The following is a 13,771-nucleotide window of genomic DNA, read 5'->3' as shown; positions in this document are numbered from 1 at the left end:
CCGACGTCGTCCTCTTGATGCTATGGAATCCGTGGGTTGTCAGTCCCGGCTTCGGGCTAGTTCATCCGATGCCGGCGCGGACGCGTCTGTCGGATCCGGGTCCGGGCCATGCTTGCGCAGCGGCACCATGTGGATAGCTTCATACTCGTCCCGTGAGGGGCCCCCGGCGTAACGCGGAGCCGGGCCGAGGCCCTGGGCTGCGCGCTCCCGCTCGTCCTCTTCGAACTCCTGTTCCTTGTCCAGGAACAGCGAGGACGCCTCGTTGGTGATCTCGCCAGCGAACGCCCGCTTCATTGCCTCGCGGTCGAACTGCTTCTCCCACTTCGCCACCACGAAAGTGGCCACGCAGTTGCCGAGCAGGTTCACGGCCACGCGCATGGAGTCCATCAGGCGGTCTGCGCCGAGCATCAGGGCTACGCCTGCCACCGGGAAGATGCCCAGGGCAGCGGCGGTCGCGGAGAGGGCCAGGAACGAGGAGCCTGGCACGCCGGCCATGCCCTTCGACGTCAGCAGCAGCACACCGAGCGCGGCCAACTGCTGACCCAGGCTCAGATCATGGCCGAATGCCTGCGCCAGGAAGAGCAGCGAGATGGACAGGTACATTGCGGCGCCGTCGAGATTGAACGAGTAGCCGGTAGGAACCACCAGACCAGTGGTGGCGCGGGAGCAGCCGGCATTGGTCAGCTTGGTCATGATGCGCGGCATCACGGCTTCCGTTGAGGCGGTACCCAGCGCCAGCAGGAATTCTTCCCGGGTGTACTTCAGGAAGCTCCACAGCGGAACGCCGGCGATGAACCATGCCACCGCGAACAGCAGCCCGATGAAGATCACCGCCGCCGCATAGCATGCGGCGATCAGCTTGGCGTAGGTCCCCAAAGTCTCGATGCCGTACTGGCCGATGATGAACGCCATGGCACCGAAGGCACCGATGGGAGCTACCCGCATAATCCAGGACATGATCTTGAAGACGATTTCCAGGATGGTCTCGAACAGGCTTAGCAGCGGCTTGCAGCGGTCCTGGCCAATGACGATAACGGCGGATCCGAAGAAGACGGAGAAGAACAGCACCTGTAGCAAGGAGTTCGTGGCGAACGCGCCGACCAGGCTGTCCGGAATCACACTAAGCAGGAAGTTGGAAGCGCCCTCCGGATGTGCGCCACCTGTCTTCTCGGCGAGGGCGTCCTCGGACATGGTGGCGGGATCGATGTTCAGACCCTTGCCAGGCTGTACCAGGTTGGCCATGACAAGCCCGAAGACCAGCGCAAACCCGGTCGCGGCCGTGAAATAGACCAGCGCCTTGACGCCTACACGTCCAACCGATTTCACATCGCCGACGGCGGCGATACCGGTCACGATGACCAGGAAGATCAGCGGGGCGATGATCATTTTGATAAGTCGTATGAATCCGTCGCCCAGCGGACGGAGTTCTGCACCGATGTTTGGCCAGAAGTGGCCGATCAGTACACCCGCCACTACAGCGATCAGGATCTGAAAGAAGAGCGACTGGTACAGCCGCTTCTTCTTGGCCGGCGTCGAACTCGCCTTCAACGCGGCATTGTCAGGGATCTTCATCGGTCCAAACCGTTCGATTAGGGGATTGTGGTCTGCCTCACAGGGAAGCTAGGACCAATTTATGCCTCTTCCAGCAATTCCACAAGGGGAGAAGTAATTCTCGCATTGTGGAAAGAGGAAAGTGGGTGGGTGGGAATCGAGCGGATTTACCTGCCGGCGCGTGTTGGTCGCGGTGCTGTCGGCAGGTACTCCATGGAGTCCGCCGAAGAACTGACGAGTTGGCGGAAGCGTCCTCCCGGCGCGGATTGCGGGTCGGCCTGGGGAGTGTAAGCTGCCAGCAGATCCTGGGTGATGGCGGCTGAAGCCCCCTGGAGCAGGCGCACCAGGGGTAGTGTCGGCGCTTCGTCGTTGGGCACTACCACGCTGAGGCCTGCCACAATGTTGTCGTTGACTCCGCGCACAGGTACCGCGATGCCCCGGGCGTCAGGGTGGATGAAGCCGTTACCAATGGCAAAGCCGTCGTGGCGGATCTTCTGCAGGAGCTGGCGCAGGGCGTCCGGCGATCGAACTGTTTGCTCCGTGTAACGGAACAGTTCGCCGGAGAAGACTTCGTACTGGAACTCTTCGTCGGCATGCGCCAGCAGGACGAGTCCGCTGCTGGAAACGTGCAGCGGCAGCCGGCCGCCCACCAGCGTCACGTTGACCACCGCATCGCGCGCGGAGAGGCGTTCGAGGAACAGCACCTCCCGGCCCTCCAAGATGCCCAACTGGGTGTGCTGCCGGACCCTGGTTTGGACGGACTGCAGGTGCGGCATCGCGATCTCGCGCAGGCCAAGCGCCCCTGGGGTCCGGCAAGCGATCTCCCAAAGCCGCACCCCCAGCCGGTAGGTCTTGTCGGGCTGCCGTTCCAGCAAGCCGAAGTCCTCCATCTCGGCAACGATCCGGTGTGTTGTGGCCAGCGGCAAGCCGCTGCGCGCCGACAGCTGCGAGATGTTCAGGAAGACCGCATCGACGTCGAACGCTGTAAAGACCTGCATGATGCGGCTCAACGCCGAGCGGCCGCCGGATGATCTGGCCACGACTTTTTCCTTTCAAATGAAAGTGGACTGTTCGGACAATTGTGTCACGGGTCATAGTTCCAGTACTGCCGGTCGCGACGTAGCGAACGGGCTTGGGGAACGCGGGCGGACATGCCCAGTGACGAGAGGGAGTGCGATGGTTCAACGGAGAAGCATCAAAATGGCAACGGTAGGCGCCGTATTGACGACGGCGGCGCTCGCCTTGAGTGCGTGCGGCGGCGGTGCTTCCGCCGGCTCGGGAGACGAGGATGTCGAGGAACTCCAGCTGGGTTATTTCCCGCTGGTGCATACGTCCACCGCGGTCAACGCGGATGAATCCGGGATCTTCGCCGATAACGGCCTCGAAGTGGAACTCGTTCCCACGCAGGGCGGGGCGGCTGCCATTCCGGCACTCGTCTCCGGCAGTGTGGATCTGACGTATACGAATTACACATCGGCGTTGCTGGCTGTCGAACAGGGCTTGCCTATCCGGCTGGTTGCCGGTAACGACGTTGGCAAAGCCGACCACGGCATCTTCGTCGCGAAGGACTCAGGTATTGAAACGGTGGCGGATCTGAAGGGGAAGACCTTCGCGGTTAATAACCTGCAGAATATCGGCACCGTTGCCATCAACTCGCTGCTCGAGGATGCCGGTATGCAGACCTCCGATGTGAAGCTCGTGGAGATGCCCTATCCGGATATGCAGGCGGCCCTCGAGCGTGGCGCCGTAGACGCCATCTGGCAGGTGGAACCGTTCCAGGCCAGCGCCACGGCAGCAGGCTTGGTGAAGATTGGCGATCTGTTCACCGGTCCCGTCGCGGACATGCCGGTGGGTGGCTGGATCACCACCGAAAAGTTTGCGCAGGAGAATCCCGAGGCAATTGCTGCGTTCCAGGAGTCCATCTCCGCCTCTGCTGAGGACCTGCAGGGCAATCGCGGGCGGCTGGTCGAGCTGGTACCGACGTTCACCAAGGTGACGGCCGACGTCGTCGGAGCCATCGAGATGCCCCGGTTCCAGGGCGAATTGGACACCCAGCAGCTGCAGAAAACAGCAGACCTGATGTTTGAGTACAACATCATCGACAGCGAACTGGACATAGCGTCCCTCGTCGCGGAGTAGGGGAGAACCTTGACCATCCAATCCACAGCGCAGGAAGTACCGGTCCTGGAGCTGGACCCGTTCAGCGACGAGTTCCTGAATGATCCTTACGAGGCCCATGAGCAGATGCGCGAGGCCGGTCCGGTGTTCTGGCTGGAGCGCTACCAGCTGTATGGTGTCGCGCGGCACGCGGAAGTTTCCCAGGTCCTGGCCGACCATGAAACGTACGTGTCCTCCCGGGGCGTAGGCATCTCTGACTTCGCCAAGGAGAAGCCGTGGCGTCCGCCGAGCCTGCTGCTCGAGGCCGACCCGCCCCACCACACCAAGGCCCGGCACGTGGTCTCCCACATCATGACGCCGAAGGTGCTGCGTGGGCTCAAAGAGGGGTTCCAGGAGCGTGCCGATGAGCTGGTTGCACGAGTCGCCGCGGGCAATGGCACGGTTGATGGCGTCGCTGACCTTGCCGAGGCCTACCCGCTCGAGGTTTTTCCGGACTTCATCGGGCTGCCGAAGGACGGTCGCGAGAACTTGCTGCCGTACGGCTCGATGGTCTTCAATACCTTCGGTCCCCGGAACAGCCACTTCGAGCGTGCCATGGAACGCGGTGCCAAGGCGCAGACCTGGATTATGGAACAGTGCCAGCCGGGTGCGCCCGCGCCGGACGGGCTCGGAGCGAAGATCCATGCGGCGGCGGCCGATGCCGGCTACAACGAAGAGGACCAGGCTAAGCTGCTGCGCTCCTTCCTTTCCGCCGGCGTCGACACTACGGTGCATGGGATCGGCAATGCTCTGCAGTGCCTGGCCGAAAATCCGGAGCAGTTCGGCTACCTGCGCGAGGAGCCGTCCCTGGCCCGTGCGGCCTTTGAGGAAACGGTGCGCTACTCGTCGCCGGTCCAGACCTTCTTCCGCACCACCAACAAGGATGCCGAGCTCTCCGGCTTCAGGATTCCGGAGGGATCCAAGGTCCTGATGTTCCTCGCCGCGGCCAACCGTGATCCGCGCCAGTGGGAGAACCCGTCAAGCTTCGACATCCGGCGCAAGGCCGCCGGGCACGTGGGTTTCGGATTCGGCGTCCACGCCTGCCTGGGCCAGATGCTGGCCCGGTTGGAAGGCGAGTGCTTCCTGGCGGCCCTCGCCCGCCATGTTGAAAAGCTTGAGCCCGCCGGCGAACCCGTCCAGCAGCTGAACAACACCCTGCGCGGGCTGGACAGCCTGCCGCTGCGCCTGACGGCGGCCTGAAAACCTAGAACAAGAAGGAACACCATGCCAAAGATCACCTACATCCTGCCCGACGGCCTGGAAACAGTACTGGATGCGGAACCTGGCACCAGCGTGATGCGCACCGCGGTTTCCAACGGAGTGCCGGGCATCGTCGCCGAATGCGGCGGCAGCGCCATGTGCGCCACTTGCCATGTGTACGTCGAAACCGAAGAGCCGGAAGCGCTGCCCGCCGTCAGCGATGTGGAAGACGAGATGCTGGACTGCACCGCCTCCGAACGCTGCGCCAACAGCCGGCTTTCCTGCCAGCTGCAAGTCTTGGAGGACATCACCGTCCGCCTTCCCGAAACCCAGATCTGAGCTCGGGGCAGGTGCGAAAGGTTCCGCTGGGAGGCAAAACGACGTAGGTTGAAGAAACGGTTCGGCGGCACTCGGAGGGACGTGACTGTGGCAGACGAACAGCGGGAAAACGATCCGGGCATCGGGCAGCAGAGCTGTCCTTTCTGCGGCGCGGGACTACGCGGGCTCGACGAGAGCCAGTGGCCGGCGGAAGGCCCGGTCCCCGAGGGGACTCTGGCCGTCTACCTGTGTGAAGGGCAGCACCGGGTGATCGTGGCGCCGCCCGCAGTCCAGGGCTAGATATCCTCGCCGGTGTGCCGGTCTTTGATGATCCGGTCGATCTCATCGCGGAGGGTGACAGCGTCCTCCAGATTGAGCTTGATGCTGTCACCGGTCTCTACCCAGCCGATGCTGAGCACCTCGTCGCCGGAGATGCCGGTGATCCCGACGGTAAGCGCCCGGCCGCCGAGTCTGCTCACGTCACCGATGACCATATCGCCGGCGTCGTCCTTGGCAATTTCCATTGTTCGCTCCTCTGTTCGTGGCAGACTCCGCAGCAGCAGTCCCGCTTCTACTATTGCCGGTTTACCGCGCACCCCGCTAGGGGCGTTCCGACACAAGAGTGTCGCGGTAGGCCGCCGTATTGCCTCGCCGAGGGAAGGATTTCCAATGAACGACGCCGGTTCCCGCCTGATTTTCGGCTGCATGGGTTTGGGCGGCGGCTGGGGTTCCGGGCCGTTGGAAGCCAGCGATATAGCGGCGGCCAACTCGGCCGTTGATGCGGCGTTGGAAGCGGGCATCACGGTCTTTGACCATGCCGACATATACGCCCACGGCAAGGCGGAAGAAGCGTTCGGCCGCGTGCTCACGGGCAGACCGGAGCTGCGCGACAGGATCCAGCTGCAGACCAAATGCGGTATCCGGCTTCCGGCCGCCAGCCGCATCGGGCAGTATGACTCCTCCCGGGAAACGGTCATCGCCCGGGTTGAGGAGAGTCTGGAGCGGCTGGGCACGGACCGGATCGACGTACTGCTGATCCACCGTCCTGACCCGCTCGCACATCCGGAGGAAATAGCCTCCGCCTTCCAGCAGCTCCAGGACGACGGCAAGGTGCTGCGGCTGGGCGTTTCCAACATGTCCGCCGGCCAGATGCGATGGCTTCAGTCGGCCCTGTCGGACGCACTTGCGGCGAACCAGCTGGAGATGAGCCTGCACCGCAGCGGGTGGCTCGAATCCGGCGTACTCGTCAACCACACCGAAGCCGCCGAGATCGGATTCCCGCACGGCACCCTTGAGTACTGCCAAGCGAACGACGTCGAACTGCAAGCCTGGGGCGCGCTGGCCCAAGGCCGCTATAGCGGGGCATCCGGGACTGCGGAAACCGGCCCGGACGCGGCAACCGCAGCCTTGGTCACCGAAATTGCGGAGGAAAAGGAGTGTTCACCGGAGGCCGTGGTGCTGGGCTGGCTGATGCGGCATCCGGCCCGCATCCGCCCGGTGGTCGGTACCAGCAATCCGAAGCGGATCCGGGCCTGTGCGGAAGCCGAAAGAATCGCCGCAGCCATGACGCGGGACGAGTGGTATTCACTGTGGGTGGCTGCCCGGGGGCGCGCTCTTCCGTAATCACGGGACGCGTCCGGCCCTCGACAAGCTGCGCCGATCAGAGGAACGTGGGAGGTGCGAATTTTGTGCCAAAATCCCTTTCGCCGAGACATCCATCAATGGCGTTGGGGCAGACCGCTTCCGGAGTGGCTTGAGCCGGGTTGCCCGGAGGGAACGTCGTACGGCTCGCATATTTCTCAGGAGCAGAAATGGCTGCAAATGTTGTATCCCAGCTTGCCTCTCGGTCCTTTGACGATCCGGATGAGAAACGCCGTCCCGATAAGACGCAGGTAGACGTGGTCACGGTCAGCGACTACACCATGGCGCGGTTCCGGTTCGAACCAGGATGGCGCTGGTCCGAGTGCATCAAACCCGTGGTGAAAACCGATTCCTGCCAGGTCAGCCACGTGGGCTTGTGTACCGGCGGGTCCATAACTGTTGAACTCAGCGACGGAACGCGGGCCACGGTGAAGGCCGGTGACTCCTACGCCATCCCTCCGGGCCATGACGCCTGGGTTGAGGGCAACGAGCCTTTCGTCGGGTACGAATTCCTGAGCGCGGCCGAATACGCGAAGGAGGCCTGAGTTCCCGACTGTCATTAACGACGACGGCGTCTGACCTTTGCGTTGAGGCGCCGCTGCAGGGCGCAAAGAGAAAGGCGCCGGCCGGTCTGGAGGTTGGGGGAAACTCCGACCGGCCGACGCCGCATCACTCGCACCTTTATGAGGTGTTTTCACACTAAAGCTCCAAGTTGTTCATTGACCGGGAGCAACCTGTGCGTTGCCTGAGTATCCCTCCACAGCCTTGATATCGTCTCTTCCATGACCACTCCCCAGAACCCGGGCCTGACCTTCCTTGCCACTATCAACGTCGCCGTCGGCCAGCCGATCGAAGTCGGCGAAACTGCCGAGGGGCACCGGCGGATCATTCCCATCATCGGCGGCACGGTCCAGGGCCCGGAGCTGAACGGCAGCGTGCTTCCGGCCGGCGCCGACTTCCAGATCCTGAAGTCCGAGACGGTCACCGAGCTGCAGGCGCAATACGCCATCGAGACCGACGACGGCGACCGCATCTATGTCTCGAACTTCGGCTTGCGCTCTGGCTCGGCGGAAGACATTGCCGCGCTGGTCCGAGGCGAGTCGGTCCCGCCGGAGCGGATCTATTTCCGCTGCAGCCCGCGGCTGAGCTCGGCCGGCGGACGCTGGGCGTGGCTTGGATCGAAGATTATCATCGGCACGGGGGAGCGGCATCCGGATGCCGTCCGGCTGAATCTTTTTGTAGTGGAGTAACCGGGGCATTATCCGCTCGTTACAAGAGCTATCCGGCGGCCCGGGCCTCGTTCATAATGAAGCATGAGCGCCGACGAACTCTCCCTCGAGGCGACCGTAGCCCGGCGGCTGCCGCCAGGTTTACGGGTTCTCGCCGTCGTCGCCGGTGTTCTGGGCGCACTGGCGGTGTCGCTGTTTTCCTGGAGTCTGGTCAGCCCCAAACCGGCGGTGCTGCTGATCCGGACTATATTCGACCGGAACTGGCGCCGGGTGTCGCGCGAGATGGCTAAGCATGTACCGGAGGGTATTTCGGAGGTCCTGCATGAGCAGTATCTGGAGAGCAGCGACCATGGCTACCTAGACGTTTACTATCCGGATCGTGCCGGCACCGCCCAAGGCCTGCCGACCATCGTCTGGCTTCATGGCGGGGCGTGGGTTTCCGGGAGCAAGGAGGACGTGGCCAACTACCTGCGGATTATCGCTTCCTACGGTTTTACCACTGTGGGCGTCGGCTATTCCCTGGCGCAGGCGCAGAAATACCCCGAACCCGTCCGCCAAGCCGCTGCCGCCCTGACCTATCTGCAGCAGCATGCGGAACGGCTGCGGGTAGACGCGGAACGGCTGGTGCTGGCTGGCGATTCCGCCGGCGCCCAGATAGCCGCGCAACTTGCGCTGCTGATTACCGATGCCGATTACGCCGCCAGGCTGGGCATCCCCGCTCCCATCCTGCTGACGGAACTTCGTGCGGTGCTGCTGCATTGCGGCGGATACGATCTGTCCATCAAGAGCGCCAAGGGCGGGATGGGCAACGGCTTCCTGCGGACGGTGATGTGGGCCTACACCGGTTCCCGGAACTACCTCGCCATGCCGCAGGTGGATCTCGCGTCCATCACCGGGCGGGTGGGAGCGGACTTCCCGCCCGCGTTCGTGACCGCCGGCAACGCGGATCCGCTGCTGCCGCATTCCCTCGCACTTGCCGAAGCACTCAGCGACCAAGGGGCCGACGTCGAGACATTGTTTTTCCCGGTCGGGTACGAGCCGGCGCTCGGCCACGAATACCAGTTCAAGCTGGACAGCAGGGCCGGACAGCTCGTCCTGTCCCGGAGCGTGGACTTCCTGCGGCGCAAGACCACTTGAGACGGGCAGTGGAGCGCGGTGGCTGAGGTGGGACGCTGCTGCGGTACTTTCCGAGTGGATTGCGGCGCTCAGCCGCGCAGGCCGCGGAGCCGCTCCAGCTCGCGGCGGTCCTTCTTAGTGGGCCGCCCGGTGCCGCGGTCCCGCTGCGGGATGCCGAGCGAGGGCGTGGGCGGCCGTTCCGGCGTGTGGTCGGTATAGCAGTGCGAGGCGGCCTCGGCCCCGACGCGCTTGGCGATCAGCTGCCGGACTTCGAGAATCCGCTCAAAGCCCGGTTGCCGCACCCGCAGAGTATCGCCGGGCACCACGGCCTGCGACGCCTTGGCGGGATTCCCGTTCAGCCGCACATGCCCCGCCCGGCAGGCAGCCGTGGCGGCGGAGCGGGTTTTGTAGGCGCGGACGGCCCACAGCCAGGCGTCGATGCGTACTGATTTCGGACTGCTTGTGGGGATGCTCATGATGGTCACTCAGTTTATCGGACGCAGAAAACGCCGGGAGCAGCAACGTACGACGCCGGCACTCGGGTGAGTTTTTCGGCTCACCCGAGTGCCAACGTCGTACTCTGTTTGCCTGCTGACGGTGTCAGTCGGCGATGTAGAAGAGGCGCTTGTTGACGAATTCGTCCATGCCGAGCGGGCCGAGCTCGCGGCCGAAGCCGGAGCGCTTGACGCCGCCGAACGGAATGTCCGCGCCCTCGCCGACGCCGTTGACGTTGGCCATGCCGACCTCCAGGCGTTGGGCTATCTTGCGGGCGCGTTCCTCATCCGTGGAGAAGACGGCACCGCCGAGGCCGTAGTCGGTGTCGTTGGCCAGGGCAATGGCCTCCTCGTCGCTGGAGACCTTGTAGACCACGGCGACCGGGCCGAAGAGCTCTTCCTTGTAGGCGCGCATTTCCTTGGTCACGCCGGTCAGGACCGTGGGCTCGAGGTAGGAGCCGGGGCCGTCCACCAGCTTGCCGCCGGCGTGGACGGTGGCGCCCTTGTTCACGGCGTCCTTCAGTTGTTCGGCGAGGCCTTCCGCCGCGGCACGGGAGGAAAGCGGGCCGAAGGTGTTTTCGGTGCCCTCGGCAGGGTTTCCGGGCTTCATGTTCTTGGCCCGCTCGGTCAGTTCGGCGACGAAGTCGTCATAGATGTCTTCCATGACGATCATGCGCTTGTTCGAGTTGCAGGCCTGGCCGGTGTTTTCCATCCGGGTTGCCCAGGCCGCATCTGCGGCGGCCTTGATGTCGGCGGCGTCCAGAACCACATACGGGTCGGAGCCGCCGAGTTCGAGGACCGCCTTCTTGAGGTTGCGTCCGGCGATCTCGCCGATGGCAGCACCGGCGCGCTCCGAACCGGTCAGGGAGACGCCCTGGATGCGCGGGTCGGCAATGATTTCCGCGACCTGGTCATGCGTGGCGAAGACGTTGACGTAGGCGCCCTTGGGCAGGCCGGCGTCGTCCATGATCTTCTGGATGGCCAGGGCGGACTTCGGGCAGTTCTCCGCGTGCTTAAGGATGATGGTGTTGCCGAGCATCAGGTTCGGCGCGGCAAAGCGGGCCACCTGATAGTACGGGTAGTTCCACGGCATGATGCCCAGCAGCGGGCCGACCGGGAGCTTCTGGATCATGGCGCGGCCGCCGCCGATGGCCTTGATCTCCTGGTCGGCCGCGAGGGTCGGGCCCTCGGTGGCGAAGTAGTTGAAAATGTCCGTGCAGAACTCGGCCTCGTCCTTGGACTCGGAGATGGGCTTGCCCATCTCTTCGGTAATGATGGCGGCCAGCTCGTCGGCGCGCTCGGTGAACAGCTCCGCGATGCGGGAGACCACCTTGGCGCGCTCGGTGATCGGCACGTCCTTCCAGGACTGGAAGGCTTCCTGGGCTGCCGCGAGTGCGTCCTGGATATCCGCGTCCGTGGCAGTGGGGAATTCCTCAACCACCTCGCCGGTAGCAGGGTTCAGGACCCGGTAAGCGGTCTTCGTGGATGAGGCGGTGTTGGTCGTAGCGGTCACGGCCAGTGCTCCTATCTGATCAACGGCACGCCGGAAACCACATTATTTCCGGCTATGCAGCAATCATGTCGCGAAAGACCGGTTTTGTGAAACCGGTCACGGTGGGTGCGGGATGACGCTCGGCGGGTCAGCCCAGCAGGCCGTCGAGACTGCGAACGATTTTTCGCATCAGTGTTGCAGTCGCGAGGAGTTCGTTCACGATCTCCTGCTCGCGAGGCGGGCTCAAACGATCCAGGGGCACCGAACAACTCAAGGCGTCGCCGCCGCTGTCATCCAAGTCGAGGCCCACTCCAAAGCAACGCAAGCCCAGGGTGTTCTCTTCGTTATCGAGGGCGTAGCCCCTCTTCCTGCTAGCCTCCAGATCAGCCTTGAGCTTTCGGCGCGAGGTGATCGTGTGCTGGGTCAAGGGCAGCAGCTTCTCCGGCAAATGCGCATCCACATCGGTGCCTAAATTTGCCAGAACCGCTTTGCCTAGTGATGTTGCGTAAGCGGGTAGTCGACGGCCGACGCGGTTGGATTTGCGTTCATAGGCGGGAGACTCCTGGGTTGCCAGATAGACAATGTCGGAGCCATCCAGTCTGCCGTAGTGCACGGTTTCGCCGAGGCGTTTGCCCAGCTCTTCGAGATGTGGCTGGACGATCCGCAGCAGCGGATCCGTGTCCAGATACGTGGTGCCGGCGAGGAGGGCCCTGATTCCGATGCTGTACATGGAGCGGGTAGGATCCGTGCGGACCCAGCCCAAGTCAGTGAGAGTGCGCAGCAGGGCATAGATGCTGCTGCGCGGGGCGGACAATTCCGAACACAGTTCCCGGATGGTCACTGGCCGGTTGCGCCGTGCTGCGAGAAACTCAAGAACTTCCACGGTCCGGGCCGCCGACTTTACCTCACGAATGCCGCTGAGGGCGGCCGTGCCCGCCCGGGCGGGCACGGCAGAAGGTGCGCTCATGGGGGCCTCCTTCCAGGGAAGACAAACCGTTGACGACACACTGTAGCGGAAACGTACGGTCGTGGCCCAGCCGTCTTCATATGCAGACACGCCCAGTCGATGAAGCGCATGCGGGCAGGCTCGGGAGAGCTTCTGTCAGCCGCGCGGACCCACTGAGGGTTTGACCGCGTGGACGGGGCAACCGGCTTCGAGGATCACACGTTGGGCGGTGCTGCCTAGAATCAGTTTGCCCACCCGGGAGCGGCGGCGGACCCCGATGACAACGAGCTCGACGTCGTCCTCAAAGGAGACATCAACGATCAGGTCGCCCGGGTCGTCGTCGCCCTCCATGTCCCGGACCACCGCCGGAACCCCAAGATCCGCGGCACGCTTCAGGGCTTCGGTCAGTTCTGCTTGTGCAGCAGGAGTATTTTCCGCCAGGGCGGGACCGAGGATCCTCAGATTGGTGCTGCGCAGGGCCGCCTCATCAATGGCACTTTGCAGGGCAATACGACCTTCATCCGTGGGGACGAAGCCAACGGCAACACTCATGTTTACTCCTGTTTGCTGGTGTATGCGGGAGACTAATGGACGGGAGTTTCCAAAGTGCCGTCGTCCAGGAAGCGCTTGAGGTTGGCCAAAGTCAGCTGGGCCATGCCAGCGCGCGTTTCATGCGTGCCGCTGCCCAAATGCGGGAGGACGACGACGTTGTCCAGACCCAGGAGTTCCACGGGAACCCTGGGCTCGTCGGCGAAGACATCCAGCCCGGCGCCGGCCAATTTTCCCTTGACCAGCGCGGCCACGAGAGCGGACTCGTCGACGACGCTACCCCGGGCGATATTGATGAGGTATCCGTCGCGGCCAAGTGCCTCAATGACTTCCGCATTGATCAATCCGGCAGAGTCGGGACCGCCGGCGGCTGCCACGATGAGGACATCTGAGTCCCGTGCAAGATCAATCAGCGAGTCCCGGTATTCGTACGAAACGCCGTCAACGGGACGTCGGTTGTGATACGAGATGAGGCAATCGAAGCCTTCCAAGCGACGCGCGATGACTTTGCCGATGCGGCCGAGGCCGACAATGCCGACGCGCTTTCCACTGGCTTTCGTCGCCAGCGGAAAGTTGCCCTTGCTTAGCCAGTCGCCTCGCCGGACGTAGCGGTCCGCGGTGCTGATCCGGCGGAGGACATCCAGATAAAGGGCGAGCGCGGTATCGGCGACACAGTCATTGAGAACGTCGGGAGTGTTGCTGACGGCGATGCCGCGCTCAGCGGCTTGAGCCACATCGGTGGTGTCATAACCGACGCCGAAGTTAACTACCGCACGCAGGTTCGGGAGCTGTTGCATCAGTCCGGTGCCGACACCGAAGCGCCCGGACGTCACGGCGACGCCGAACTCAGCGCCTCGTGCTGCAAGGAAAGCTGCACGCTCATCTGCGTTATCGGGCAAGCGCACGGCACCGTACTCGGTGGTGATCGGATCCTGAACGGCAGGCATCAAGGGCCCTACCTGCAGCACTGCGTTGGTTGTCGTCATGGTCTGGACATTAGTGATGTCGATCGATGCGCGTCCAACTCTGAAATTGGATAGATCAATACGCTCGGTGTATTGATGCCTGAACGCCCACA

The 13,771-nt window shown here is 63.5% G+C and carries 16 protein-coding genes; 8 read left to right on the top strand and 8 right to left on the bottom strand.

From position 1 onward, the window contains the following. Positions 1 to 39: 39 nt before the first annotated feature. Positions 40 to 1,572 carry a C4-dicarboxylate transporter DctA gene (dctA, locus tag AC20117_RS03865; RefSeq protein ID WP_083339741.1) on the bottom strand — a complete coding sequence of 511 codons (1,533 nt, stop codon included), beginning with the start codon at positions 1,570 to 1,572 and terminating at the stop codon, positions 40 to 42. A 146-nt stretch (positions 1,573 to 1,718) separates the two neighbouring features. Further along, the gene (locus AC20117_RS03860) at positions 1,719 to 2,591 is read right to left on the bottom strand and encodes an IclR family transcriptional regulator (protein ID WP_074700909.1); all 873 of its coding nucleotides are present in this window, start codon (positions 2,589 to 2,591) and stop codon (positions 1,719 to 1,721) included. A 160-nt stretch (positions 2,592 to 2,751) separates the two neighbouring features. Here AC20117_RS03860 and AC20117_RS03855 point away from each other — a divergent pair, with 160 nt between their 5' ends. The 4 genes from AC20117_RS03855 (at position 2,752) to AC20117_RS03840 (ending at position 5,526) form a co-directional block, all read left to right on the top strand. Then, positions 2,752 to 3,690 carry an ABC transporter substrate-binding protein gene (locus tag AC20117_RS03855; RefSeq protein WP_236777434.1) on the top strand — a complete coding sequence of 313 codons (939 nt, stop codon included), beginning with the start codon at positions 2,752 to 2,754 and terminating at the stop codon, positions 3,688 to 3,690. A 9-nt stretch (positions 3,691 to 3,699) separates the two neighbouring features. After that, positions 3,700 to 4,908: a cytochrome P450 gene (locus AC20117_RS03850; RefSeq protein WP_074700911.1), complete on the top strand. Its 1,209-nt coding sequence runs from the start codon at positions 3,700 to 3,702 to the stop codon at positions 4,906 to 4,908. A 24-nt stretch (positions 4,909 to 4,932) separates the two neighbouring features. Beyond that, entirely contained in the window at positions 4,933 to 5,247 is a 315-nt protein-coding gene (locus tag AC20117_RS03845) for a 2Fe-2S iron-sulfur cluster-binding protein (protein WP_074700912.1), read from the top strand. Between the two features lie 87 nt (positions 5,248 to 5,334). Continuing rightward, a complete protein-coding gene (locus AC20117_RS03840; protein WP_101632525.1) occupies positions 5,335 to 5,526 on the top strand; it encodes a hypothetical protein in 192 nt (63 codons plus the stop codon). On the opposite strand, the gene AC20117_RS03835 is transcribed toward AC20117_RS03840, so the two are convergent. After that, positions 5,523 to 5,750 (bottom strand): hypothetical protein, encoded by a 228-nt coding sequence (locus AC20117_RS03835; protein WP_074700914.1) that lies wholly within the window; start codon positions 5,748 to 5,750, stop codon positions 5,523 to 5,525. The genes AC20117_RS03840 and AC20117_RS03835 overlap by 4 nt on opposite strands. Before the next feature lie 145 nt (positions 5,751 to 5,895). On the opposite strand from AC20117_RS03835, the gene AC20117_RS03830 reads away from it, so the two are divergent. The 4 genes from AC20117_RS03830 to AC20117_RS03815 all read left to right on the top strand — a co-directional run bounded on the left by AC20117_RS03830 (position 5,896) and on the right by AC20117_RS03815 (position 9,233). Beyond that, on the top strand, positions 5,896 to 6,849 hold the full coding sequence (locus AC20117_RS03830; RefSeq protein ID WP_074700915.1) for an aldo/keto reductase: 954 nt from the start codon (positions 5,896 to 5,898) through the stop codon (positions 6,847 to 6,849). A 188-nt stretch (positions 6,850 to 7,037) separates the two neighbouring features. Then, the gene (locus AC20117_RS03825; RefSeq protein ID WP_074700916.1) at positions 7,038 to 7,412 is read left to right on the top strand and encodes a cupin domain-containing protein; all 375 of its coding nucleotides are present in this window, start codon (positions 7,038 to 7,040) and stop codon (positions 7,410 to 7,412) included. A 237-nt stretch (positions 7,413 to 7,649) separates the two neighbouring features. After that, on the top strand, positions 7,650 to 8,117 hold the full coding sequence (locus tag AC20117_RS03820) for a DUF3237 domain-containing protein (protein ID WP_074700917.1): 468 nt from the start codon (positions 7,650 to 7,652) through the stop codon (positions 8,115 to 8,117). A 63-nt stretch (positions 8,118 to 8,180) separates the two neighbouring features. Then, the gene (locus AC20117_RS03815) at positions 8,181 to 9,233 is read left to right on the top strand and encodes an alpha/beta hydrolase (RefSeq protein ID WP_074700918.1); all 1,053 of its coding nucleotides are present in this window, start codon (positions 8,181 to 8,183) and stop codon (positions 9,231 to 9,233) included. 68 nt (positions 9,234 to 9,301) lie between these two features. Here AC20117_RS03815 and AC20117_RS03810 read toward each other — a convergent pair whose 3' ends face one another. The 5 genes from AC20117_RS03810 to AC20117_RS03790 form a co-directional block, all read right to left on the bottom strand. Beyond that, positions 9,302 to 9,688, bottom strand: coding sequence for an Hsp15 family ribosome-associated heat shock protein (locus AC20117_RS03810; protein WP_170837953.1), 387 nt, complete (start codon positions 9,686 to 9,688; stop codon positions 9,302 to 9,304). A gap of 124 nt (positions 9,689 to 9,812) precedes the next feature. Further along, on the bottom strand, positions 9,813 to 11,219 hold the full coding sequence (locus AC20117_RS03805) for an NAD-dependent succinate-semialdehyde dehydrogenase (RefSeq protein WP_074700919.1): 1,407 nt from the start codon (positions 11,217 to 11,219) through the stop codon (positions 9,813 to 9,815). A gap of 127 nt (positions 11,220 to 11,346) precedes the next feature. Beyond that, positions 11,347 to 12,165: an IclR family transcriptional regulator gene (locus tag AC20117_RS03800; RefSeq protein WP_074700920.1), complete on the bottom strand. Its 819-nt coding sequence runs from the start codon at positions 12,163 to 12,165 to the stop codon at positions 11,347 to 11,349. Between the two features lie 135 nt (positions 12,166 to 12,300). Beyond that, complete coding sequence (locus AC20117_RS03795) at positions 12,301 to 12,696, bottom strand: universal stress protein (RefSeq protein WP_074700921.1); 396 nt, start codon at positions 12,694 to 12,696, stop codon at positions 12,301 to 12,303. Positions 12,697 to 12,728: 32 nt separating this feature from the next. Then, complete coding sequence (locus AC20117_RS03790; RefSeq protein ID WP_074700922.1) at positions 12,729 to 13,679, bottom strand: 2-hydroxyacid dehydrogenase; 951 nt, start codon at positions 13,677 to 13,679, stop codon at positions 12,729 to 12,731. Positions 13,680 to 13,771 lie beyond the last annotated feature (92 nt).

The sequence above is a fragment of the Arthrobacter crystallopoietes genome (assembly GCF_002849715.1).
Classification (GTDB): Bacteria; Actinomycetota; Actinomycetes; order Actinomycetales; family Micrococcaceae; genus Crystallibacter; species Crystallibacter crystallopoietes.
The sequence above is the reverse complement of the archived record's forward strand: the minus strand, read 5'-3'. Positions and strand labels throughout refer to the sequence as shown.